This window comes from Streptomyces sp. BBFR102, assembly GCF_051397025.1.
In the GTDB taxonomy this organism is placed as follows: Bacteria; Actinomycetota; Actinomycetes; order Streptomycetales; family Streptomycetaceae; genus Streptomyces.
This window is the reverse complement of record NZ_CP195757.1, coordinates 2,203,476-2,226,114: the sequence shown is the minus strand read 5'-3', so window position 1 is coordinate 2,226,114 and position 22,639 is coordinate 2,203,476. Positions and strand designations below refer to the sequence as shown.

Annotated in this window: 19 protein-coding genes and 1 pseudogene; 10 read left to right on the top strand and 10 right to left on the bottom strand. The window is 73.6% G+C overall.

Going from position 1 to position 22,639, the window contains the following annotated elements:
• Positions 1 to 65: 65 nt before the first annotated feature.
• The gene (locus ACSLIC_RS10070) at positions 66 to 209 is read right to left on the bottom strand and encodes a hypothetical protein (protein ID WP_436737339.1); all 144 of its coding nucleotides are present in this window, start codon (positions 207 to 209) and stop codon (positions 66 to 68) included.
• A gap of 696 nt (positions 210 to 905) precedes the next feature.
• Between ACSLIC_RS10070 and ACSLIC_RS10065 the strand changes: the two genes are divergently transcribed.
• Together ACSLIC_RS10065 and ACSLIC_RS10060 are read left to right on the top strand one after the other, a co-directional pair.
• Positions 906 to 1,916: a polyprenyl synthetase family protein gene (locus tag ACSLIC_RS10065; protein ID WP_436737338.1), complete on the top strand. Its 1,011-nt coding sequence runs from the start codon at positions 906 to 908 to the stop codon at positions 1,914 to 1,916.
• A gap of 228 nt (positions 1,917 to 2,144) precedes the next feature.
• Positions 2,145 to 3,419, top strand: a complete 1,275-nt coding sequence (locus ACSLIC_RS10060) for a LolA family protein (protein ID WP_436737337.1) — start codon at positions 2,145 to 2,147, stop codon at positions 3,417 to 3,419.
• Between the two features lie 219 nt (positions 3,420 to 3,638).
• On the opposite strand, the gene ACSLIC_RS10055 is transcribed toward ACSLIC_RS10060, so the two are convergent.
• The 9 genes from ACSLIC_RS10055 to ACSLIC_RS10015 form a co-directional block, all read right to left on the bottom strand.
• Positions 3,639 to 4,121, bottom strand: a complete 483-nt coding sequence (locus ACSLIC_RS10055; RefSeq protein WP_436737336.1) for a VOC family protein — start codon at positions 4,119 to 4,121, stop codon at positions 3,639 to 3,641.
• 81 nt (positions 4,122 to 4,202) lie between these two features.
• Positions 4,203 to 5,891: a ribosomal protection-like ABC-F family protein gene (gene abc-f / locus ACSLIC_RS10050; protein WP_436737335.1), complete on the bottom strand. Its 1,689-nt coding sequence runs from the start codon at positions 5,889 to 5,891 to the stop codon at positions 4,203 to 4,205.
• A 217-nt stretch (positions 5,892 to 6,108) separates the two neighbouring features.
• Positions 6,109 to 7,188, bottom strand: a complete 1,080-nt coding sequence (gene rarD, locus ACSLIC_RS10045; protein ID WP_436737334.1) for an EamA family transporter RarD — start codon at positions 7,186 to 7,188, stop codon at positions 6,109 to 6,111.
• A 423-nt stretch (positions 7,189 to 7,611) separates the two neighbouring features.
• Entirely contained in the window at positions 7,612 to 7,857 is a 246-nt protein-coding gene (locus ACSLIC_RS10040) for a hypothetical protein (RefSeq protein ID WP_436737333.1), read from the bottom strand.
• A gap of 632 nt (positions 7,858 to 8,489) precedes the next feature.
• The gene (locus tag ACSLIC_RS10035) at positions 8,490 to 9,575 is read right to left on the bottom strand and encodes a 2-oxoacid:ferredoxin oxidoreductase subunit beta (protein ID WP_436737332.1); all 1,086 of its coding nucleotides are present in this window, start codon (positions 9,573 to 9,575) and stop codon (positions 8,490 to 8,492) included.
• Positions 9,568 to 11,556 carry a 2-oxoacid:acceptor oxidoreductase subunit alpha gene (locus ACSLIC_RS10030; RefSeq protein ID WP_436737331.1) on the bottom strand — a complete coding sequence of 663 codons (1,989 nt, stop codon included), beginning with the start codon at positions 11,554 to 11,556 and terminating at the stop codon, positions 9,568 to 9,570. The genes ACSLIC_RS10035 and ACSLIC_RS10030 overlap by 8 nt, the downstream gene beginning before the upstream one ends.
• Before the next feature lie 323 nt (positions 11,557 to 11,879).
• Positions 11,880 to 12,551: a LuxR C-terminal-related transcriptional regulator gene (locus ACSLIC_RS10025; protein WP_436740325.1), complete on the bottom strand. Its 672-nt coding sequence runs from the start codon at positions 12,549 to 12,551 to the stop codon at positions 11,880 to 11,882.
• Positions 12,552 to 12,952: 401 nt separating this feature from the next.
• Complete coding sequence (locus tag ACSLIC_RS10020; RefSeq protein ID WP_436737330.1) at positions 12,953 to 14,299, bottom strand: sensor histidine kinase; 1,347 nt, start codon at positions 14,297 to 14,299, stop codon at positions 12,953 to 12,955.
• Between the two features lie 306 nt (positions 14,300 to 14,605).
• Positions 14,606 to 15,808 (bottom strand): sensor histidine kinase, encoded by a 1,203-nt coding sequence (locus ACSLIC_RS10015; RefSeq protein WP_436737329.1) that lies wholly within the window; start codon positions 15,806 to 15,808, stop codon positions 14,606 to 14,608.
• Between the two features lie 220 nt (positions 15,809 to 16,028).
• On the opposite strand from ACSLIC_RS10015, the gene ACSLIC_RS10010 reads away from it, so the two are divergent.
• From ACSLIC_RS10010 to ACSLIC_RS09975, 8 genes and pseudogenes are all read left to right on the top strand, one after another.
• Complete coding sequence (locus ACSLIC_RS10010; RefSeq protein WP_436737328.1) at positions 16,029 to 16,412, top strand: NADH-quinone oxidoreductase subunit A; 384 nt, start codon at positions 16,029 to 16,031, stop codon at positions 16,410 to 16,412.
• Positions 16,403 to 17,053, top strand: a complete 651-nt coding sequence (locus ACSLIC_RS10005; RefSeq protein ID WP_436737327.1) for an NADH-quinone oxidoreductase subunit B — start codon at positions 16,403 to 16,405, stop codon at positions 17,051 to 17,053. The genes ACSLIC_RS10010 and ACSLIC_RS10005 overlap by 10 nt, the downstream gene beginning before the upstream one ends.
• A complete protein-coding gene (locus tag ACSLIC_RS10000) occupies positions 17,050 to 18,384 on the top strand; it encodes an NADH-quinone oxidoreductase subunit C (RefSeq protein WP_436737326.1) in 1,335 nt (444 codons plus the stop codon). Before ACSLIC_RS10005 ends, ACSLIC_RS10000 begins: the two co-directional genes overlap by 4 nt.
• Positions 18,381 to 19,349, top strand: coding sequence for a complex I subunit 1/NuoH family protein (locus ACSLIC_RS09995; RefSeq protein ID WP_436737325.1), 969 nt, complete (start codon positions 18,381 to 18,383; stop codon positions 19,347 to 19,349). The genes ACSLIC_RS10000 and ACSLIC_RS09995 overlap by 4 nt, the downstream gene beginning before the upstream one ends.
• Positions 19,350 to 19,973: a NuoI/complex I 23 kDa subunit family protein gene (locus ACSLIC_RS09990; RefSeq protein ID WP_436737324.1), complete on the top strand. Its 624-nt coding sequence runs from the start codon at positions 19,350 to 19,352 to the stop codon at positions 19,971 to 19,973. It abuts the gene before it with no gap.
• A complete protein-coding gene (locus ACSLIC_RS09985; protein WP_436737323.1) occupies positions 19,970 to 20,611 on the top strand; it encodes an NADH-quinone oxidoreductase subunit J family protein in 642 nt (213 codons plus the stop codon). Before ACSLIC_RS09990 ends, ACSLIC_RS09985 begins: the two co-directional genes overlap by 4 nt.
• Positions 20,611 to 21,033 carry an NADH-quinone oxidoreductase subunit NuoK gene (nuoK, locus tag ACSLIC_RS09980; RefSeq protein ID WP_436737322.1) on the top strand — a complete coding sequence of 141 codons (423 nt, stop codon included), beginning with the start codon at positions 20,611 to 20,613 and terminating at the stop codon, positions 21,031 to 21,033. The genes ACSLIC_RS09985 and nuoK overlap by 1 nt, the downstream gene beginning before the upstream one ends.
• Positions 21,030 to 22,605 (top strand): annotated as a pseudogene (locus tag ACSLIC_RS09975) (NADH-quinone oxidoreductase subunit 5 family protein); the annotation flags it as partial. The gene nuoK and the pseudogene ACSLIC_RS09975, both read left to right, overlap by 4 nt.
• Positions 22,606 to 22,639 lie beyond the last annotated feature (34 nt).

Genomic DNA, 22,639 nt, shown 5'->3' with positions numbered 1-22,639 from the left:
GTTCGCGTGGGGCGCGGGTCAGGGGGCGGGGTGCACGGTGCGGCGGCGGTCACGGGGCGGGGCACTCACGCCGAGACCGGCGCCCCACGGCGCTGGCGCGCGCCGTCGGCACCGGAGCAGGCGGCGTGGGAGACCTCCCCGTGGAGCCGCACCCCCTGCGGCCGGACGCCGTGGGCGGCGGTCGGCGCCGGCCTGTCGGCGTCCGACATGCCCGAGGGCTCCAGGGGATGTCACCGAGCCCGGGCAGCGGGTACGAGCCGGCGGACACCGGGCCGCCACGGGGTGGGCGTCGTCGGTGTGACCGGCGGCAGGCACCGTCATCGGCAGGACGGCGACCCGCTCCCGGACCACCGGCCCCGAGAGGGCCGCGAGCCCTCTCGGTCGCCCGAGGGAGGCCGTGTCGTCCTGGGGCGGCGGCGTGACCGCAGGGGTCGGCCCGCCGTCCGCCACGGCCGGGGGCCGCTCGGCCGGTTCGCCGTCTGCTGGGTTGCTGCTGGGCACGTCGCCTGCTTCCGCTCGTACGGGTGGCCGGGCCGGGCGGGTGCGGCCCGGGCCGCGTACCGGGGTGACAAACGGGGTGATGGGCGGTGGGGGTGGAGGGTGAGGCGGGCAGGGGCATTTGCGAACATACCGGCCCCTGGTCGCCGACGCCCGGGGGGCGGCGCGGGCGCGTCCCGGGCACGCCCCCGTCCACCCGGGGGCGACGCGCGACCGGCGATTCGACGGGCAGGCGCTCACGGTGATCGAAAGCGGACCGGATACGCTGACGTGAGCGCCGACGGCGACACATCGACAAACACTGGTGTTCGATCGACAATCGCCAGCGGCGCCGGGAAGACCGGTGCCACCGGCGGACCGGGCCGACCGGGAGATCCGGGCACCATCAGCAGACAGGAGACCCCCTCGTGACCGTCGTCGGGCCGTTCGGGCTGAGCGTGCGGGACCAGGCACTCGAAGCCGATGTCCAGGCGGGAATGACGGCTGTCGAGGCCGGCCTCCTGGAGGCCACCAAGAGCGAGGTCTCCTTCATCACGGACGCCGCGCAGCACCTGGTGAAGGCCGGCGGCAAGCGCTTCCGCCCGCTCCTGGTGATGCTCGCCGCGCAGTTCGGAGACCCGGACGCGCCGGGCGTCGTCCCCTCCGGCGTGGTGGTCGAACTGACCCACCTCGCCACCCTCTACCACGACGACGTCATGGACGAGGCCGAGGTGCGCCGCGGGGTGCCCAGCGCCAACGCCCGCTGGGACAACTCGGTGGCCGTCCTCACCGGCGACTTCCTCTTCGCCCGCGCCTCCCACATCCTCGCCGATCTCGGCCCGGAGGCCGTCCGCGTCCAGGCGGAGGCGTTCGAACGCCTGGTCACCGGCCAGATCATGGAGACGGCGGGCCCGCGCGACGGCCGCGACCCGGTCGACCACTACCTCGACGTCATCGGCGGCAAGACCGGCTCGCTGGTCGCGGTCGCCGGGCGGTTCGGCGCGATGATGTCCGGCGCCGACGAGCGCGTCGTCGACGTCCTCACCCAGTACGGCGAGCGCCTCGGCGTCGCCTTCCAGCTCGCCGACGACGTCCTGGACATCGCCAGCGACGGCCACGAGTCGGGCAAGACCCCCGGTACCGACCTGCGGGAGGGCATCCCCACCCTCCCCGTCCTCCTGCTGCGCGACCGCGCCCGCCGCGAGGCGCGCCCCGAGGACCTGGCCCTGGTCGCCCTCCTCGACTCCGACCTCACCGACGACGCCCGGCACGCCGAGGCGCTGGCCGCGATGCGCGCCCACCCGGCGCTGGAGCAGGCCCGCCGCGAGACCGTCCGGTACGCCGAGGAGGCCCGCGCCGCCCTCACCCCGCTGCGCGAGTGCCCGGCCAAGACCGCCCTCACCGAACTCTGCGACGCCGTGGTGCACCGCGCGGGCTGACGCCGTGTCGGCACCCGGGGGCCGGGGCCCCTACGGGTCGTTCCCCTCTGGGCCGACCCGCCCTCATCCTCCAGCGGTACGCCAGGTTGGCCCCGGGGGCTGACGCTTGGCGTGCCCTGTTCTTGGTCAGATGGTGCAAGACCGCTCCTTGCCCCGACCGGGTGAGCGCGAGAGGCGCCGCAGGGCGCGAGCGGACCCGAGTACCACCGCGACCACGGAGGAAGCGCCATGGCACCGAACGATTCCGCTACGAGCACCCCGGCACCCGACGTCCAGCGCCGTCCCGGCCGGCTGGCCGCCCGGTACGGCGTCCCGGTCGCCGTCATCGGCGTGGCCGTCGCCACCATCGGCCTGGTCCCGGCGCTCGCCGCGGGCGGCGACCCGGACCTGCCCGAGATCACCGCCCAGGAGCTGGTCGAGAAGATCGCAGCCTCCGAGACCGACTGGTTCTCCGGCACCGTCAAGGTCTCCGTCGACCTGGGCCTGCCCTCCTTCGGCGGCCTCGACCTCTCCGAGCTGGCCGGCAGCCTCGGCGGCGAGGAGGGCACGGGCGGCTCCACCGCCACCCCCGAGGAGAAGCTGACCTCACTCGCCTCCGGCACCCACACCCTGCGCGTCGCCGCCGACGGCCCCGACCGCCAGAAGCTCACCTTCGTGGACGGCGCCGACGAGTACAGCCTCATCCGCGACGGCGGCCGGGCGTGGGCCTACGACGGCTCCACCGGCGAGGCCCTGCGCACCGAGGACACCGCGCCCAGGGGCGACCGCCCGGCCGACGACCACGTCTCCGGCATGTCCCCGAAGGAACTGGCCGCCAAGGCCCTCGACGCCGCCGACGAGACCACCCGCGTCACCGTCGACGGCACCACCAGCGTCGCCGACCGCGACGCCTACCAGCTCGCCCTCACCCCCCGGGACTCCGGCTCCACCGTCAAGGCCGTCCGCATCGCCGTGGACGCCGAGACCGGCACCCCGCTGAAGTTCACCGTGGCCCCGGCCGACGGCGGCAAGGCCCTCCTCGACGCCGGCTTCTCCGAGATCGACTTCACCCGCCCGGCCGCCGGCACCTTCGCCCCGCCGAAGGACGCCGAGATCACCGATGCGGACGCCCTGGACCCGGGCGCCCCGGGCAAGGCCACATCCGGCAAGGACACCGAGGACGGTGTTCACGCCGACGCCCCGAAGGACGCCGAGGCCGCCCTCAACTCCCTCCCCGGCCCCTTCGCCGACCTCGCCGCCGCCGAAGGCACCGAGGTCCACGGCAAGGGCTGGGCCTCGGTCGCCGAACTGACCTTCCCGAAGGGCGAGGGCCTCCCGACCGGCTCCGGCTCGGACGCCCCCGGCGGCTTCTCCCTCGACTCCCTCGGCAAGCAGGTCAAGGGGGACTTCGGCACGGGCACGCTCTTCTCCACCCGGGTGGTCAACGCCCTGGTCACGGAGGACGGGCGGGCCTTCGTGGGGGCGGTCACGGAGGAGCGGCTGGTGGAGGTGGCGGGCAAGTAGGCTCCCGCTCCAGCCGGCCGCCGCACAACCGCTCACCGCGAAGCCCCGCCGCTCTCCGGACCGACCGGAAAGGGGCGGGGCTCCGGCGTGCGTCTCCCGGCTCAGGCGACGGAGGAGCTGACGGCCACTGGGCCGGGGCCACGCGGACGGGGTGGGGCCTCTCGGTGTGAGGCGGCCCCCCGGACCTGACGGTCCGACCGGCCTGACCGCCCGCCTGTCCTACTGCACGCAGAACTCGTTCCCCTCCGGGTCCCGCATGAGCACCCACGTGCCGCCCGGTTCCGCCACTTCCCGCTCCACGGTCGCGCCCAGCCCGGTCAGCCGCCGCACCTCCGCCTCGCGGCGGCCCTTGCCCGGGTGGAGGTCGAGGTGGAGGCGGTTCTTGCCGGACTTGGGTTCGGGGACCCGCTGGAAGAGGATGCGGCGCCCCTCGCCGATGCCGGTCTCCTCGTCGACCGGGTCCTCGGGGTGGCGTACGGCGATCAGGTCGCGCCAGGCGCGGCGGCCCCGGAACTCGACGGTGGCCTCCTCGGGGGCGCCGCCGAAGCCGAGGACGCGGGCGATCAGGGCGTCGTTGTCCTCGACGGTGTAGCCGAGCGCGGCGGACCAGAAGACGGCCTGGGCGTGCGGGTCGTGGGCGTCGATGACGAGCTTCCAGTGCACGGGGGTGGCAGGGGTGGCGGGCGTGGTCTCGGAAGTCATGGGGTCATTCAAGCGCCGAGGGGGGTGAGACGAGGGGTGAACGAGGCGAACAGGCGTGCGCGGGACGCGCGGGCGGCAGGGTCAGCCGCGCCCGGTGACCCTGCCGTCCGCCAGTTCCAGCCGCTGCCCCGCGAACCGCTCCCGGAAGCGCCGGTCGTGCGAGACGACGACGACCGCGCCCGCGTACGCCTCCAGCGCCTCCTCCACCTCCTCGACCAGGGTGAGCGAGAGGTGGTTGGCCGGCTCGTCCAGGACCAGCAGGTCAGCGGGGCGGGAGACGAGCCGGGCCAGTGAGAGCCGCCGCCGCTGCCCCGCCGAGAGCGAGGGCACCGGCACGGCCAGGTCGTCCTCGCGGAAGAGCCCGAGCGCCAGCAACTCGGCCGCGTACTCGTCCGGGTGGCCGGGCCGCCCCGCCGCGTACGCCGTGAGCAGCGGCACCGGTGCCGGGGCGACGGCGAGTTCCTGCGCCAGGTGGGCGATCCGGGCGCCGGGGGCGCGTTCGACCGTGCCCGTGTCGGGTGTCAGGGCGCCGGAGACCACCCGCAGCAGGGTGGTCTTGCCCGCGCCGTTCGGGCCGGTGACCAGCAGGCGGTCACCCGGCCCGACCTGGAGCGCGTCGACGCGCAGGCGGTCGGCGACGCGTACGCCGGTGAGGGCCAGCAGGGGTGCGGACGCCTCCGGGGCCCGCTCGGCCGTCGTGGTGTGCGGAGTGAGGTCGGCGCGGAAGCGGAGCGGCTCGGGCGGGGGCGGGACGGGGGAGGCGTGGAGCCGGGCGAGGCGTTCGCGGGCGGCCCTGACCTGGCCGGACAGTGTGTTCTCGGAGGAGCGGCGGTGCTTGCCGAACCCCTGGCCGGGGTCGCGGCCGGTGGTGGCCAGACGGCGCCTGGCCGCTGCGACCAGCTCCTCGGCGCGGGCGACCTCGGCCACGTGCTCCTCGTACTCCTGGACCCGGCGGGCCCGAGCGGCGGCCTTGGCGCGGCGGTAGCCCGGCCAGCCGTCGCCGTAGCGGGTGACGGCGCGGGTGTCGCGGTCGACCTCCAGGATCGTCGTCGTCACCCGCTCCAGGAAGGCGCGGTCGTGGGTGACGGTGACCAGCGTGCCGCGATGGGCGCGGAGCCGGTCGGCGAGCCAGTCGGTGGAACGGTCGTCGAGGTGGTTGGTCGGCTCGTCGAGCAGGAGGAGTTCGGGGGCGGCCGCCAGCACGCAGGCGAGCGCCAGGCGCGACTGCTCCCCGCCGGAGAGCGAGCCGAGCGCCCGGTCGCGGCTGAGGTGGCCGAGGCCCAGGTGGTGCAGGGCGGTCTCGACGCGGGTGTCGGCCTGGTAGCCGTCGCGGGCCTCGAAGGCGGCGAGCAGTTCGCCGTACTCCGCCAGTTCGTGCGCGTCGGCCCCGCCGAGCCGCTCCCCGGCCGCCTGGAGCTGGGATTCCAGCTGCCGCAGGTCGGCGAGGGCGTCGTCCACGGCGTCCTGGACGGTGAGGTGCGGCGGCAGGTCGAGGGTCTGCCGGAGGTGACCGGTGCCGCCCGGCGCGACCACGGTGACCTCGCCGGAGTCGGGCGCCAGGGCCCCGGCGACCAGCTTGAGCAGCGTCGACTTGCCGGAGCCGTTCTCGCCGATGACCCCGGCCCGCTCACCTGGGCGGACGGTCAGCGAGACCTGGTCGAGGACGGCCCGCCCGCCGTACGCCTTGGAGACGTCCTTGAGGGTGAGCTGGGCGGAGCGGGCGGGGGCGTTCGGGGCGTGGGCGGGGGAGGTGTGGGTGCGCGAAGGCATGGATGTCCCTGGGATGCGTACGGCCGGTGGACGCGGAAGAGCGCGTTCCGGCAGGCCCGGGCGGGCCGACGGCCGTCCTCGCCTCAGGGGGCGCCGGACGTGCGGCTCGGCTCACGGGCGCGGAACGCGCTCGCGCTCAGCGGAAGAAGTAGTACGAGTACGTACGCATGCGGCCAGGCTAACGGGGCCGGGCGGGACGCCGCCAACGGTTTTCCGGTCAGGTGTGGGGAGCGGGGTCCTCGGTGGCGGCCACGGTTTCCGGGCCGGGCGCCTCCCCGGCGGAACCGGAGGCGGCCGACTGCTCCGGCTCCGGCGCCCCGGCCCGCGGGAGCCGGGCGGCAAGCTCGGCGGCGCGGGCCCGGTTGCCATGGGCGGTGCGCAGGGCGTCCCAGGTCAGCAGGGTCAGCGCCAGCCAGACCAGGCCGAAACCGGCCCAGCGCTCCGGCGGCATCTCCTCCTTGAAGTAGAGGACGCCCAGCGCGAACTGGAAGACCGGCGCCAGATACTGGAGCAGCCCCAGTGTGGAGAGCGGCACCCGGATCGCCGCCGCGCCGAAGCAGACCAGCGGCACCGCGGTCACCACGCCGGTCAGCGCCAGCAGCACCGCGTGCCCGCCGCCCTCGGAGCCGAAGGTGGACCTGCCGTGCGAGCCGAGCCAGAGCACGAAACCGAGCGCCGGCAGGAACTGGATCGCCGTCTCGGCGGCCAGCGACTCGACCCCGCCGAGGTTCACCTTCTTCTTGACCAGGCCGTAGGTCGCGAACGAGAAGGCCAGCACGAGGGAGATCCAGGGCGGCTGACCGTAGCCGAAGGCGAGGACCAGCACGGCGGCGAGGCCGGTGCCGACCGCCGCCCACTGGACGGGCCGCAGCCGCTCCTTCAGGAGCAGCACCCCCATGGCGATGGTCACCAACGGATTGATGAAGTAGCCGAGCGACGCCTCGACCACGCGGTGGTTGTTGACGGACCAGATGTACATGCCCCAGTTGACGGTGATCACGGCCGCCGCGACCGTCACCAACCCGAGCCGCGCCGGCTGGCGGATCAGCTCGCCCGCCCAGCTCCAGCGGCGCATCACCAACAGGACGACCCCGACCACGGCCAGCGACCAGACCATGCGGTGGGCCAGGATCTCCCCGGCTCCGGCGGGCTTCAGCAACGGCCAGAAGAGCGGCACCAGACCCCACATGCTGTACGCGGCGATGCCGTTGAACAGCCCCGCCCGGCCCGAGAGGGCGCCCTCGGCGGGCTCCCCGGGCGCGGCCGGCGCGGGTGCGGTGGATGACGACGGCTTCACGGGCCCTCCAGCGGCGACGCGGCCGACTGTCCAGCGCGGCCCTGAGCCGAATGTAGCCCCACCCGCCCGGACTGTCATGTCCGTATGGAAGAACGGTCCTGACGGTCCGGGGCGGGTGGGACCAGGGGGGGTGGAGCGGATCACCCCTTGAGGCCGGCCACGGTCTCCGCGACCGGGGTGGCCGGGCGGCCGACGAGACGGGCCAGGTCGCCAGAACCGGCGGCGATCAGGCCACGGAGCCGACGGTGGTGCGCACCCACGTACCGGGGGCACCAGCGTCGGCCTGGGTGTGTGCTGCGCCACGGGTCGACGCGTCCGGCGCGCCCCAGAGGTGACAGATCGACGTCGCGGGTGGTCAGACGGTGCCACACGAGAGCTTTCCGTGATCACCAGGTCCGTCGGCCCCCACCGAGGGAGGACCGCTCAGCGGAGCCAGAGCTCCCAAAGCTCGGTGCGCGGCTCCCAGCGGCACTGGAACTCGTTCCACTTCCCCTGAAGCTCGATGTTCCCCTGCTCCTGACACTCGTGGTGGGTCGTCATCCCGCCGACCACGACGAAGCCGTCGGGGTCGGTGGGGTAGGCAGAAGCAGAGCCCGCGGTCAGCGGAATGGTGAGGGCCGCGGCACCGACGACGGCGGCGGCGGCTATACGGGAACGCCAGGACTTCACAGAGATCTCCTTCACGGAAGACGCCAGCCCGCATGGGGCTGACCATTCAGTCCCACGCGGCTTACGTCCGGTAGGACGACGCCTTCACGATCACAGGTTCTGGGACCTGTGATCATCCGGTGAAGGTTGGATCGGCGGCCGGCTGGGGCCTTGGAGTGAGCGCGGCGCTGGCCGTTCACGGCTACGCGGAAGGGCGGCAGCCGTCTGCGAGTCGCTCTCGCGCTACTGGGGGCCGGGGGCGAGGCGTGCCGGTTCTGGGCTCGGCGTACGGTCCCCGCCCAACCGATGCGCCTCCTGGAGGACGGCCTCGGTGAGCGTCTGGGGGCCGTTTGCTCTTCGGGGATCGGGCCGGCGCGGCGTCGGGAGCCGGAGGCGACCGCGCGGGCGTGGCCGGTCGGACGGAGGGCGCTCTGCCCGCAACCAGGGTTCTACGGAGCTGGCCGCCGCCGTGTGGCGCGGTTCCGCCTACGGCGAGGCCGGGGTGCGCTGTTCGGCGCACCCCGGCCTCGCCGGGTGCCTGCGGGGCGGCGAGGGTGCCTCGCCCGCCGGGTGATCCCGGGCTCCGGCGGGCCCGCCGTGCGGGTCGGACCTCGGCCCAGGTCCTCCCGGGGCCCGGGCGCGTCCGGCAGAGGTCAGCCCGCGACCGTCCAGGTGTCGTTGCCCGTGAGCAGGGCGGACAGGTCGCCCTGGCCCTGCCGCTCGACGGCCTCGTCCAGCTGGTCGGACATGAGGGTGTCGTAGACCGGCCGGTCGGCGCTGCGGAAGACGCCGATCGGCGTGTGGTGCAGCGTGTCCGGGTCGGCCAGTCGGGAGAGGGCGAAGGCGGTCGTCGGCGAGGCGTTGTGCGCGTCGTGGACGAGGATGTCGGCCTCGTTCTCGGGCGTGACGTCGACGACCTTCAGGTCGCCGGTGGCCGGGTCGCGGACGACGCCCTTGGCCGCCTCGGCGCCGAAGCGGATCGGCTTGCCGTGCTCCAGGCGGATCACGGCCTCCTCCGCCTGCTGCTTGTCCTTGAGGACCTCGAAGGCGCCGTCGTTGAAGATGTTGCAGTTCTGGTAGATCTCCACCAGCGCCGTGCCCGGGTGGTCGGCGGCGGCGCGCAGCACCTCGGTGAGGTGCTTGCGGTCGGAGTCGACCGTGCGCGCGACGAACGACGCCTCGGCGCCGATCGCCAGCGACACCGGGTTGAACGGCGCGTCCAGCGAACCCATCGGCGACGACTTGGTCAGCTTGCCGACCTCGGAGGTGGGCGAGTACTGGCCCTTGGTCAGTCCGTAGATCCGGTTGTTGAAGAGCAGGATCTTGAGGTTGACGTTGCGGCGCAGGGCGTGGATCAGGTGGTTGCCGCCGATGGAGAGCGCGTCGCCGTCACCGGTGACCACCCAGACCGACAGGTCGCGGCGCGAGGTGGCCAGACCCGTGGCGATGGCCGGGGCGCGGCCGTGGATGGAGTGCATCCCGTACGTGTTCATGTAGTACGGGAAGCGCGAGGAGCAGCCGATGCCGGAGACGAAGACGATGTTCTCCTTCGCCAGACCCAGCTCCGGCATGAAGCCCTGGACGGCGGCGAGGACCGCGTAGTCACCGCAGCCCGGGCACCAGCGGACCTCCTGGTCGGACTTGAAGTCCTTCATGGACTGCTTGGCCTCGCTCTTGGGCACCAGCGAGAGCGACTGGAAGGAGCGAGGGGCGTCCGCGGCTGTGGTGGCGTCAGCCATCGAGGGCCTCCTTGAGCACGGTGGCGAGCTGCTCGGCCTTGAAGGGCAGGCCGGTCACCTGGGTGAAGGACTGGGCGTCGACGAGGTACTCGGCACGGATCAGCGAGGAGAGCTGGCCGAGGTTCATCTCGGGGATGACGACCTTGTCGTACCGCGCCAGGACCTCGCCGAGGTTCTTCGGGAACGGGTTGAGGTGGCGCAGGTGGGCCTGGGCGACGTACTCGCCGTCGGTCCGCATCCGGCGTACGGCCGCGGTGATCGGCCCGTACGTCGAGCCCCAGCCGAGGACCAGCAGGCGGGCGCCGCCCGACGGGTCGTCGACCTCGATGTCCGGGACCTCGATGCCGTCGACCTTGGCCTGCCGGGTGCGGACCATGAACTCGTGGTTGGCCGGGTCGTAGGAGATGTTGCCCGTGCCGTCCTGCTTCTCGATGCCGCCGATGCGGTGCTCCAGGCCGGGCGTGCCGGGCACGGCCCACGGGCGGGCCAGCGTCTTAGGGTCGCGCTTGTACGGCCAGAAGACCTCGGTGCCGTCCTCCTGCGTGTGGTTCGGCCCGGTCGCGAACGGGGTGCGCAGGTCCGGCAGGGTGTCGGTCTCCGGGACGCGCCACGGCTCGGAGCCGTTGGCCAGGTAGCCGTCGGAGAGCAGGAAGACCGGGGTGCGGTACTCCAGCGCGATCCGGGCCGCCTCGATCGCCGCGTCGAAGCAGTCGGCCGGGGTCTGCGGGGCGACCACCGGGACCGGGGCCTCGCCGTTGCGCCCGTACATCGCCTGGAGCAGGTCGGCCTGCTCGGTCTTGGTGGGCAGGCCGGTGGAGGGGCCGCCGCGCTGGATGTCGACGATGAGCAGCGGCAGCTCCAGGGAGACCGCCAGGCCGATCGTCTCGGACTTCAGCGCCACACCCGGGCCGGAGGTCGTCGTCACCGCGAGGGAACCGCCGAAGGCGGCACCCAGCGCGGCACCGATGCCCGCGATCTCGTCCTCGGCCTGGAAGGTCCGCACGCCGAAGTTCTTGTGCTTCGACAGCTCGTGCAGGATGTCGGAGGCCGGCGTGATCGGGTACGAGCCCAGGTACAGCGGCAGCCGGGCCTGCTGCCCGGCGGCGATCAGGCCGTAGGAGAGGGCCAGGTTGCCCGAGATGTTCCGGTAGGTGCCGGTCGGGAAGGCGGAGGTGGCCGGGGCGACCTCGTAGGAGACGGCGAAGTCCTCGGTCGTCTCGCCGAAGTTCCACCCCGCGCGGAACGCGGCGATGTTGGCCGCCATGATGTCCGGCTTCTTGGCGAACTTCGACTTCAGGAACTTCTCGGTGCCCTCGGTCGGGCGGTGGTACATCCACGACAGCAGCCCGAGCGCGAACATGTTCTTCGAACGCCCGGCGTCCTTGCGGGAGAGGTCGAACTCCTTCAGCGCCTCGACCGTCAGCGTGGTCAGCGGCACCGGGTGCACGCTGTACCCGTCGAGGGAGCCGTCCTCCAGCGGGGACTGGGCGTACCCGACCTTCTGCATGGCGCGCTTGGTGAACTCGTCGGTGTTGACGATGATCTCCGCGCCGCGCGGCACGTCGGCGAGGTTGGCCTTGAGCGCGGCCGGGTTCATCGCGACCAGGACGTTCGGGGCGTCGCCCGGGGTGAGGATGTCGTGGTCGGCGAAGTGCAGCTGGAAGGAGGAGACGCCCGGCAGCGTGCCTGCGGGGGCCCGGATCTCGGCCGGGAAGTTGGGCAGGGTCGAGAGGTCGTTGCCGAAGGAGGCCGTCTCCGAGGTGAAGCGGTCACCGGTCAGCTGCATGCCGTCGCCGGAATCGCCCGCGAAGCGGATGATCACCCGGTCCAGCTTGCGGACCTCCTTGGCCTCGGCCTGCTGCCCGGACTCCGGCGACGGACCGGACGCGCCGTCCTGACCGGCACCCGGCAGCGGCGGCCGTTGTTCGGCGACAACGGCGCCGTCGGCCTGCTCGGCTGTGCTACTGACCTGGCTGGTCACGGAACTGGTCCTCCCGTCGGGGCAGTCTGGTTTCCCCGCCGCGGGGCAGGGACAGCAAGGGAAGTGCCGGCCCGTCGGCTCTCCCATGGACCACCCTACGTCGGTAAGGGTGGCCTTCCTCGGGTCGCTCCCCTGATGGGTGGGCGGATGAGGCGGCTTCCCGAGGCACTTTGTATGGATATGTAAGCATCCGCGCTTCCGTTCACGCCTCCGCGCTCCGGCGCGCGACTCGTTCTTTCGTCCCGGGCCGCACCGGCCCGGGAGGCTAGGTCTTCCGCCCGTCCGGCCCCCTCCCGAACGCCTCTGCCGGGAGAGAGCGGCGGTCAGGAGTTCAGATACGTGAGCACGGCCAGCACTCTGCGGTGGTCGCCGTCGCTCGGGGAGAGGCCGAGCTTCTGGAAGATGTTGCTCACGTGCTTCTCGACCGCGCCGTCGCTCACCACCAGCCGGCGGGCGATGGCTGCGTTGGTCCGGCCCTCCGCCATCAGTTCCAGCACCTCCCGCTCCCTGGGGGTCAGGACCGCCAGCACGTCCTGCTTCCGGCTCCGGCCCAGCAACTGGGCCACCACCTCCGGGTCGAGGGCCGTGCCGCCCCGGGCCACCCGCGCGACCGCGTCCACGAACTCCCGGACCTCCGCCACCCGGTCCTTCAGCAGATAACCGACGCCACGCGTCTCACCGGCCAGCAGCTCCACCGCGTACTGCTCCTCCACGTACTGCGAGAGAACCAGAACCCCGACCTGCGGGTGGGTCTGCCGCAGCAGCACCGCCGCCCGCACTCCTTCGTCCGTATGGGTGGGCGGCATCCGCACGTCGGCGACGACCACGTCCGGCAGGCTCCCGTCCGCGCCCAGCTCGTCGATGGTCTTCAGCAGCGCCTGCGCGTCCCCCACACCCGCGACGACCTCGTGCCCCCGGTCCGTGAGGAGCCGGGTCAGGCCCTCCCGCAGTAGCACCGAATCCTCCGCGATGACCACCCGCACCTTGTCCTCCACCGCGTCCGCTCCCTGCACACCCACGTCCTGCGCCCCCCCGGTCGTCCCAGCCGTGCCCGACCGCCGCGGCCTCGTGCCCCGGCGACCCGTACAGCATCCCAGGGAACGCCGTCACGCGTCGGCACGCGGCCCGGAACGGTGGACGGCCGACCGATTGTGGATAACTTCCTCGCTCGCGCGGGTGAAGCCGTGGCCGATCGCGGCCGTCGGCGCGTGGATGACGAGAGACGAGGGGAGGAGCGCCACGAACGGCAGTACGAGTACGAGCGCGGGGGCGAGCGGTGACGAAGCGGGGGCGGGCCGTGGCGGGCATGGCGGTGAGGTGGTGGTCGAGGCGGACGTGGTGGCGGCGAGTGCGGGAGAGGCCGGTGGGTCGCGCGCGTCCCGGACGGGCCGCCCACTCAGGGGGTCCGCCAGGGGATCTCCGCGGTGACGGTCGTCCCGGTACCGGCCGGCGAGTCGACCACCAGGACGCCGTCGACCGCGTCCATCCGCCGCGCCAGGGCGGCCAGGCCCGTACCGGCCCCGGGATCGGCGCCGCCCCTCCCGTCGTCCGCGACCTGGAGCATCAGGCGGTGGCCGGAGCGCCAGACGTCGACCCGCGCCGACCGTGCCCCGCTGTGCCTGCCGACGTTCCGGAGCAGCTCGGAGACGGCGAAGTACGCGATGCCCTCCACAGCGGGCGCCGGGCGGTCCGGCAGATCCACCCCGACCCGCACCGGTACCGGGCACCGCGCCGCGAGCGCGGAGAGCGCCGGGCCCAGACCCCGGTCGGTGAGGATGGCGGGGTGGATGCCCCGGGCGAGTCCCCGCAGCTCCTGGAGGACCGACTTCACCTCGCCGTGCGCCGCCTCCACCAGCCGTGCCGCCGCCTGCGGGTCCTGCGCCAGCTTGTCCTTGGCCAGCCCCAGTTCGGCTTCCAGCCCCTCCAGCCGGGACTGCGCCCCGTCCCGGAGCTGCCGCTCGATCCGCCGCAGATCCGCCGAGGCGGTGTCGACCACGGCACCCCGGTCCGACTCCAGCTCGACCACGCGGTTCTCCAGCCGCGACGGCCCGAGCAGCCCCGCCACCAGCAGCCGGTCCACCGCGGTCAGCCCCCGGACCAGGTACGGCACCAGCAGCGTCAGCACCAGACCGATCATGCTCGCCAGGGCGACCTCCCCAGGCGTGTCGAGGTAGATCTCCCGGTGCCCGTCCCCGTAGAGCTGGATGCCCGGCACGTCCGCGTACCGGGGGAAGACCCACCGCCACAGCGGGTACGTGAGCATCGCCCAGCCGTACGCCCAGAGCGGCACGGCCAGGCAGAAGGCGAACACCGCCCAGGGGAAGTGCAGGAACGTGTAGAGGAGCTGGCGCCAGGACTCCCCGCTCTTGATCACCGAGGTCATCCAGCCGAGCACCCCGGGCTTGCGGCCCCGCACCGGACGGGGCTCCGCCACCCGGACCGCCAGCAGCGCCCGCGCCCTGGCCCGCTCCAGCACGCCGATGCCCCGGCACCCGGCCAGCCCGAGGGCCAGTACCGGCACACCGATGAAGGTCACCAGCAGCCCGGCGCCGAGGGCCAGCGTCGTCACCGCGTAGACGAAGGTGACGGTGGCGATCGGCAGGCTCAGCCAGATGTAGCCGAACGCACGCCAGGTCCGTGCCGCGAACGGCGCGCCCAGCACGGCCGGTACCGGAAGCCGTCCGGGCTCCGACCGCGCCGGACTCCCCGGGGCCTCGTGCTCGTGGCCGTACTCGCTGGTCATCCGTCCGCCCTCATTCCCTCGTTCCCGTCCGGCCGTCCGGCCGCACCGCCTTCCGCGGCGGCTCCACCAGACTCGCCGTTCGCGAAGGCCGAGGCCATGGAGCGTGTGGGGGTCTTCGTAGGGGGGTTTGCCCTACCGCCGGACAAGGGCGCACGGGTGCCCGCCCGCAGACGCGGCAGGCCGCCCGCGACGGGAGCACGCGCCGACGCCGGGGCGGCCGGCCCGTGTGGGCCCGCGCCCCGGCGGGGGAGTGGCGGGGTGCCCGAGGCGCCTGGCCGCGCACTCTGGGCGTGGAGTGGCGGTGGGTCAGCCCACCTCGGTGGCGGGGCGGGCGCGCCAGGGCAGTTCCGCCGCGGCCACCGTCGGTCCGCCCTCGGGGGAGGTCACGGTGAAGACGCCGTCCACGGCGTCCAGCCGTTCGGCGAGCCCGGCCAGGCCGCTGCCGCCGTCCAGCCGCGCGCCGCCGCGCCCGTCGTCCTCCACCCGCAGCAGGAGCCGGTCGCGGGTACGCCACACGTCGACGGAGGCCGAGCGGGCCCCACTGTGCTTGCTGATGTTCTGAAGGAGTTCGGAGACGGTGAAGTAGGCGATGCCCTCGATGGCCGCCGCCGGACGCTCCGGCAGGTCGACCGCCGTCTTCACCGGCACCGTGCACCGTCCGCCGAGCGAGGAGAGCGCGGCGCCCAGGCCCCGGTCGGTCAGCACCGCCGGATGGATGCCGCGCGCCAGGTCCCGCAGCTCCTGGAGGGCCAGCTTCACCTCGCCGTGCGCCTCGTCGACCATCGCGGCCACCGTCGCGTCGGCCGTCCCCTCGGCCAGCTTCTCCTTCGCCAGGCCCAGTCCCATCGCCAGGTTCACCAGCCGGGCCTGGGCCCCGTCGTGCAGATCCCGCTCGATCCGCCGCAGGTCCGCCGCGGCCGTGTCGACGACCACGCCCCGGTCCGACTCCAGCTCGGCGATCCGCCGCTCCAACTCGTCGGAGGGAGAGAGCAGCCCCCGCACCATCGCCCGGTCCGCGTCGGCCATCAGCCGGGCGAGGAACGGCAGCACCGGCCAGAGCACGAGCAGCGCGACCAGCGTCAGGGAGAAGGTGAGGACACCCCAGGGCAACCGCATCAGCGAGAACAGCATCGTCCGCCAGCCGACCGGGTCCCTCAACGCCTGCCACACCCCGGGCAGCCACCCTCCGCCCCGCCCGCGCGGCAGCGGACTGGGCTCCTCCACCCGCACCCCCAGCAACGACCGCGCGCGCCCCCGCTCGAACCGGCCCAGCAGCCGTGCGCCGCCGAGCGCCAGCGCCAGCAGCGGCAGGCCGATCACGGTGACGGCGAGGCCGCCGCCGAGGGCGAGCATCGTCACCGCATAGACGAAACCGATGATCGTGCACGGCAGGTTGGTCAGGAGATAGGCGATCTCCCGCCAGGTCTGGCCCCCCAGCGCGAGGCTCGGGCGGGGAGGCGTCGGCTCACCGGACGTGCCGGTGGCGCTCTCGGTGGTCGCTGTGCTCATGCCTGCCAGGGTCCCCCGTGGCCAGGGCGCCCCGCCATGAGGTGCGCCGGTCGCCGTGCCGGGGGTTAACCCCACCCTCCTTCGGCCCGTGGGCGCGCTCAGGCCCGCCCAGGAGCAGGACGGGCTGCTTACCGCATCTTTAGCAGGCCCTAGACTCCCGTGCGTACAGATCGTCGGACGCGGAGCGTCAGGGACACGGGCGCGGGAGAGAGGTCGTCGTATGACGGTGCTCGCCGGAGAGTACTTCCGGTCGTACGCGGTCGTCGGCCTGCTCGCCGTCGTCGGCGTGCTCTTCGTGGCCGTCGCCTTCGGCGCGGGCCGGCTGCTGCGGCCGGTCGTCCCCACGCCGGAGAAGCTGCTCACCTACGAATGCGGTGTGGACCCCGTCGGCGAGGGCTGGGCCCACACCCAGGTCCGCTACTACGTCTACGCGTTCCTGTACGTGATCTTCGCCGTCGACTCGATCTTCCTCTTCCCCTGGGCGACGGTCTTCGCCGAGTCCGGGTACGGGGCGGCGACGCTCGTGGAGATGTTCATCTTCCTGGGCTTCTTGACCATCGGCCTGCTGTACGCATGGAAGAAGGGCGTCCTCACATGGACGTGACACCCCCCGCGACCGGTCAGGGCGAGGCCCCCGCCTCCGCCCCCGTGGCCCTCCCCGCACCCCAGCGGCTCGGCGGGCTCGCCCGCCTGGCACCCGCCCCCATGAAGGTGGTCCTCAACTGGGGCCGCCGCTACAGCCTGTGGGTCTTCAACTTCGGGCTCGCCTGCTGCGCCATCGAGTTCATCGCCGCCTCGATGGCCCGCCACGACTTCATGCGCCTCGGGGTGATCCCCTTCGCACCCGGGCCGCGCCAGGCCGACCTGATGGTCGTCTCCGGCACCGTCACCGACAAGATGGCCCCGGCCGTCAGGCGGCTCTACGAGCAGATGCCCGAACCGAAGTACGTCATCTCCTTCGGCGCCTGCTCCAACTGCGGCGGCCCCTACTGGGACTCGTACTCCGTCACCAAGGGGGTCGACCAGATCATCCCCGTCGACGTGTACGTGCCCGGCTGCCCGCCCCGGCCCGAGGCACTGCTCCAGGGCATCATCAAGCTCCAGGAGAAGATCGCCCGCGAATCGCTCGGCGAACGGTACGGGAGCCGCGCCGAACGTCCCTCGACGGCCGCCCTGACCAGCGGACTCGTGACCCCGCCGCCCGCGCCGGGCGCCGCGGACGGCGCCGGAGGGGAGGGCCGGTGACCGGCTGGCTCCCGCACCCCGCCGACACGCTCTTCGGCCCCGACGCGCGCGCCGAGGAGTCGTACGAGGTCCTGACGGTGGACGTGCCCGCCGAGAGCTGGACCAGTGCGCTGCGCACCGCCCGCTCCGTCCTCGGCTGCACCTTCTTCGACTGGCTGAGCGCGGTCGACGAGCCCGGCACCGGGTTCCTGGTCTCCGCCCATCTGGCCGCCCTGGCGCCGCTGCGCCGGCTGCTGCTCCGCACCACCGTGCCGCACGAGGTGCCGGTGCTGGAGAGCGCCGTCGAGCTGTTCGCGGGCGCCGCCTGGCACGAGCGTGAGACGTACGAGATGTTCGGCGTCGCCTTCACCGGGCACCCCGGACTGGACCCGCTCCTGCTGCCCGAGAACTTCGAAGGGCACCCCCTCCGCAAGGACTTCGTCCTCGCCGCCCGCGTCGCCAAGGCGTGGCCCGGCGCCAAGGAGCCCGGCGAGGGCCCCGACCACGGCGGGCCCAAGCGCCGGCAGATGCTCCCGCCCGGCGTCCCCGACCCCAACGAGTGGGGCCCGCTCAAGGGCACCCTCCCCGCAGCCCCCGCCCGCCCGGCCCGCCGCACCGCCACCGCCGACGGGACCCGCCCACCTCGCCGCACCCGCACCACCACCGAGGGCTCCGTCTCCCAGGGCCCCGCCGCCCCGGCCACCGGCACCACCCCGGCGACCACCGGGGCGCCCCACGCGCCCGAGCCCTCGGAGCCGCCCGGCCGCCCGCGCCGGAATCGGTCGGCGTCGCAGGGCTCCGCTTCGCAGCAGCCGCCCCTGAATCCGCCGAGTTCAGAGTCCTCGGAAACGGTGAAGACTCCGCCGCCGTCCGAGGCTCCGAAGCCGAGTCAGGTCCCGGACCCGGCGGACAGCAACACCTCCGAGCCGCCCGAGGCCCCGGCGCCCGAGCCGCCCGCCGCCCAGGCGTCCGAAAGCCCCGACGGCTCAGCCACCGCCCGTCCCCGTCGCAACCGCTCGGCGGCCGACGGCTCCGCCTCACAGCAGCAGCGACCGCCCGCTTCGAGTGGCCGCTCCCCGCGTGCGGGCAGCTCCGACGCCCCCTGGCACCACGCCCGCCCGGCCCACGGCCCGAACGGTGACACACCGGGCCGCGCCCCTCAGGCCCCGGGCCCCGACCGCGCTTCCGGCGACGCCGACAGCGAGCCCGGCCCCTCCACAGGCATGACCGGCCCCGACGCGGCGGAGGCCCCCGCCCCGGACGACCGACCCCCGGGCCCCGCGCGCCCGCCCCGGAGCCCTGAAGAGGGTGTCCCGGACGACGACACCCCCACAGGAGGCGACCCCGCATGAACGACGTAATCGGCGTCGCGCTGCGTCTGCTCGTCCTTCTCGTCGCCTTTCTGGTGCTGCCGCTCGTCGTCGGGCAGGCCGAGCACAAGACGATGGCGCACATGCAGGGGCGGCTCGGGCCCATGTACGCGGGCGGGTTCCACGGCTGGGCGCAGCTCATGGCCGACGGGGTCAAGTTCGTGCAGAAGGAGGACATCGTCCCGGCCGAGGCCGACCGGCGGGTCTTCCAGCTCGCCCCGGCCGTGGCTCTCCTGCCGTACCTGCTGGTCCTCGCCGTGTTGCCGGTCGGGCCGGGGGAGTCCGGCTCCGGTGTCCACGTCGACGCGGGGATCTTCTTCGTCCTCGCCGTGATGGGCGTCGGGGTGCTCGGCTCACTCATGGGCGGCTGGGCCTCCGCCAACAAGTACTCGCTCCTCGGCGGTCTGCGCACCGCCGCCCAGCTCCTCGCGTACGAGCTGCCGATGCTGCTGGCTGCCGCCTCGGTCGCCATGGCGGCCGGGACCGTCTCGCTGAGCGGGATTCTCGACGGCTTCCAGTGGTGGTGGCTGCCGTGGCAGATCGTGGGGGCGGTCGTCTTCTTCGTGGCGGGGCTCGCCGAGCTGCAGCGGCCGCCGTTCGACATGCCGGTGGCCGACTCGGAGATCATCTTCGGCGCGTACACCGAGTACACCGGATTGCGGTTCGCGTTCTTCCTGCTCGCCGAGTACGCGGGCATCGTGATCCTCTGCGGCCTCACCACCGTGCTGTTCCTCGGCGGCTGGCACGGGCCGGGGGGTGACGACGGGCTCGGCTGGCTGTGGACCCTGTTGAAGACCGCCGTACTGGCCTTCGTGGTGATCTGGCTGCGGGTCAGTTTCCCCCGGATGCGGGAGGACCAGCTGCAGAAGCTCGCCTGGACCGCCCTCGTCCCGCTCGCCCTCGCGCAGATCGCGCTCACCGGCATCGTGAAGGTGGCGATCCAGTAAATGACCGCGTCCCCGCAGCCCTCCGGCCGCCGAATCCCCGGCTCCGGCCTCGCCAAGGGCCTCGCCGTCACCCTGCGGACGATGACGAAGAAGACCGTCACCGCCCAGTACCCGGACGTGCAGCCCGACCTGCCGCCGCGCAGCCGCGGGGTCATCGGCCTGTTCGAGGAGAACTGCACGGTCTGCATGCTCTGTGCCCGTGAATGCCCCGACTGGTGCATCTACATCGACTCCCACAAGGAGACGGTGCCCCCGGCCGCCCCCGGCGGACGCGAGCGCAGCCGCAACGTCCTCGACCGCTTCGCCATCGACTTCTCCCTCTGCATGTACTGCGGTATCTGCATCGAGGTGTGCCCCTTCGACGCGCTGTTCTGGTCCCCGGAGTTCGAGTACGCCGAGACCGACATCCGTGACCTCACCCACGAGCGGGACAAGCTCCGCGCGTGGATGTGGACGGTGCCCGCACCGCCCGCCCTGGTCCCCGGCGCCGAAGAGCCCAAGGAGTACGTGGCCGCCCGCAAGTCCGCCGACCGCGCCGCCGCCCAGCAGGCGGCCGAAGCCGCCGCAGCCGCCGAAGCGGCGCGGACCGAGTCCGCCCAGCCCGAGGACGGCGACGCCCGATGACCGCCCTGACCACCTCAGTCCTCGCCTCGGCCGCCCGGAGTGCCGACGCCGTCCAGCACCGGGGATTCCTGTCGCCGACCGGCGTCGAGGTCGTCTTCCTCCTCGTCGGCCTGGTCACCGTGGGCGCGGCCGTCCTCACCGTCACCACCCGGCAACTGGTCCACGCCGCCCTCTGGCTGGTCGTCGCCCTCGGCGGCATCGCCGTCGAGTACCTGCTGCTGACCGCCGAGTTCATCGCCTGGGTCCAGGTCCTCATCTACGTCGGCTCCGTCGTCGTCCTCCTCCTCTTCGGCCTGATGCTGACCCGCGCGCCCGTCGGCCGCTCCCCGGACGCCGACTCCGGCAACCGGCCCGTCGCCCTCGCCGTCGCCCTGGCCACCGCCGCCACCCTGGTCTGGGTGGTGGCGGACGCCTTCCGCACCACCTGGATCGATCTCGACCAGGCCGTGCAGGGCTCCACGGAGGTCACCGGCGCGGCGCTGTTCAGCTCCTGGGTCCTGCCCTTCGAAGCGCTCTCGGTCCTCCTCCTCGCCGCTCTGGTCGGCGCGATCGTCCTCTCCCGCCGCCCGGGCCACGAGGACCCCGGCGCCCCCGCATCCGGCGACGGAGCAAACCCCGGCCCCGAGGGGACCCGCTGATGCACCTCGCCTACCCGGCCGTCCTGTCGGCCCTCCTCTTCGCCATCGGCGTCTACGGCCTCCTCGCCCGGCGCAACGCGATCCTCATCCTGATGTCGGTCGAGCTGATGCTCAACGCCGTCAACCTCAACCTCGTCGCCTTCGACGTCTGGCTGAGCACCACCCTGCGCGACACCCTGCACGGCGGGCAGGCCCTCACCCTCTTCACCATCGCCCTGGCCGCCGCCGAGATCGGCATCGGCCTCGCGATCGTCCTCCTCGTCCACCGCAACCGCGGTTCCTCCGACATCGACCGGCTCCGCGACACCGCCGAGACCGACGACGACGAGGCCGCTGCCGCCGAAGCCGCCCTCGCCGACGACGAGGCGGGCACCGCCATCCCGTACGACAGCCCGGCCAAGAAGGCGGAGGCCGCCCGGTGACCACCACGACCCTCGCCGTCCTCGTCCCCGTCCTGCCGCTGCTGGGCGCCCTCGCGGGACTCGCCCTGGGCCGCGTCGCCCCCGGCTTCGTCCGCCCCCTGGCCGTCCTGCCGCCGCTGGCCGCCACGGTGCTGGCCGCGCTGGTCGCCGCCCGCCAGCACGGCGGGCCCGTCCTCGACGCCGCCACCGAGCTGACCCCGACCGGCTCCGTCCCCGTCGAACTCGCCCTGCACCTGGACGGCTTCGCCGTGGTCGTCGCCGTGCTGGTCGCCGCCGTCGCCACCTGCGTGCAGATCTACTCGACCGGCTACCTGCGCGAGGACCCGCGCTACCCGTCGTACGCCGCGCTCGTCTCGCTCTTCACCTCCGCGATGCTGCTCGTCGTCTACTCCGGCGACCTGATCGTGCTCCTGGTCGGCTGGGAAGTCATGGGCATCTGCTCGTACTTCCTCGTCGGCCACTACTGGGAGACCCCCGAGGCCCGGTCCGCCTCGCTGAAGGCGTTCCTCGTCACCAAGCTCGGCGACGTCCCCTTCCTGATCGGCCTCTTCGCGCTCGCCGCCGACACCGGGTCCTTCCGGATCACCCGCATCCTCGACGCCGTCGGCAGCGACGGCCTCGATCACCCGACCCTCATCGCCCTGCTGCTCCTCGCCGGAGTCGCCGGCAAGTCGGCCCAGTTCCCCCTCCACATCTGGCTGCCCGACGCGATGGCCGGCCCCACGCCCGTCTCCGCGCTGATCCACGCCGCGACGATGGTCGCCGCCGGCGTCTACTTCGTCGCCCGCCTCCTCCCGGTCTTCGCGTCCTCCGCCGCCGCCCTCGTGGTCCTCGCGGTGATGGCCGCACTCACCATGGCCGGATCGGCGCTCGCCGCCCTGGCCCAGGACGACATCAAGCGCGTCCTCGCCTACTCGACCATCGGCCAGCTCGGCTACATGACGGCCGCCCTCGCCGTCGCCGACCGCTCCGCCGCCGTCTTCCACCTCCTCACCCACGGCGCCTTCAAGGCGCTCCTCTTCCTCGCCGCCGGTGCCCTCATCCACGCCGCCGGTACCAACTCGCTGACCGCCATGGCCCGCACCGGCGCCCTGCGGACCCGGGCCGCCGACGCGTACTGGACGATGACCGTCGCCCTGCTGGCCCTCGTCGCACTGCCTCCCTTCAGCGGCTTCTTCTCCAAGGAAGCCGTCCTCGGCGCCGCCGAACGCGCCGCCACCGGCCACACCGAGGCCGCCCCGGCCGTCGCCGGCTGGATCGTCCTCACCGCCGGACTCGCGACCGCCGTCCTCACCGCCGCCTACGCCACCCGGCTCTGGCTCCGCGCCTTCCACGGCCAGGGCGCCGAACGCCCCGTCCACGGCCCACAGCCCCTCGTCATGACCGCCGTCCTCTGGGTCCTCGCGGCCCCCTCCCTCGCCCTCGGCCTCGCCTACGGCGTCCTCGGGGACTGGTTCGGCGGCGCCTCCCTCGCTCCCACCCTCACCACCTCCGTCCTCGCCACCGGGCTCGCCCTGGTCGGCGGCCTCGTCACCTACGGCACCTGGCGCCACACCACCGCCATGGCCGCAGCCACCGGCGCCCGGCCGCGCGGACCGCTGGAGCC

What these genes read in the sequence shown, in the direction of transcription:
- ACSLIC_RS10070 (WP_436737339.1), bottom strand. Translation starts at nt 209, where the DNA reads ATGTCGGACGCCGACAGGCCGGCGCCGACCGCCGCCCACGGCGTCCGG.
- ACSLIC_RS10060 (WP_436737337.1), top strand. Translation starts at nt 2,145, where the DNA reads ATGGCACCGAACGATTCCGCTACGAGCACCCCGGCACCCGACGTCCAG.
- ACSLIC_RS10055 (WP_436737336.1), bottom strand. Translation starts at nt 4,121, where the DNA reads ATGACTTCCGAGACCACGCCCGCCACCCCTGCCACCCCCGTGCACTGG.
- abc-f (WP_436737335.1), bottom strand. Translation starts at nt 5,891, where the DNA reads ATGCCTTCGCGCACCCACACCTCCCCCGCCCACGCCCCGAACGCCCCC.
- ACSLIC_RS10035 (WP_436737332.1), bottom strand. Translation starts at nt 9,575, where the DNA reads ATGGCTGACGCCACCACAGCCGCGGACGCCCCTCGCTCCTTCCAGTCG.
- ACSLIC_RS10020 (WP_436737330.1), bottom strand. Translation starts at nt 14,299, where the DNA reads ATGACCAGCGAGTACGGCCACGAGCACGAGGCCCCGGGGAGTCCGGCG.
- ACSLIC_RS10015 (WP_436737329.1), bottom strand. Translation starts at nt 15,808, where the DNA reads ATGAGCACAGCGACCACCGAGAGCGCCACCGGCACGTCCGGTGAGCCG.
- ACSLIC_RS10010 (WP_436737328.1), top strand. Translation starts at nt 16,029, where the DNA reads ATGACGGTGCTCGCCGGAGAGTACTTCCGGTCGTACGCGGTCGTCGGC.
- ACSLIC_RS10005 (WP_436737327.1), top strand. Translation starts at nt 16,403, where the DNA reads ATGGACGTGACACCCCCCGCGACCGGTCAGGGCGAGGCCCCCGCCTCC.
- ACSLIC_RS09995 (WP_436737325.1), top strand. Translation starts at nt 18,381, where the DNA reads ATGAACGACGTAATCGGCGTCGCGCTGCGTCTGCTCGTCCTTCTCGTC.
- ACSLIC_RS09990 (WP_436737324.1), top strand. Translation starts at nt 19,350, where the DNA reads ATGACCGCGTCCCCGCAGCCCTCCGGCCGCCGAATCCCCGGCTCCGGC.
- ACSLIC_RS09985 (WP_436737323.1), top strand. Translation starts at nt 19,970, where the DNA reads ATGACCGCCCTGACCACCTCAGTCCTCGCCTCGGCCGCCCGGAGTGCC.
- nuoK (WP_436737322.1), top strand. Translation starts at nt 20,611, where the DNA reads ATGCACCTCGCCTACCCGGCCGTCCTGTCGGCCCTCCTCTTCGCCATC.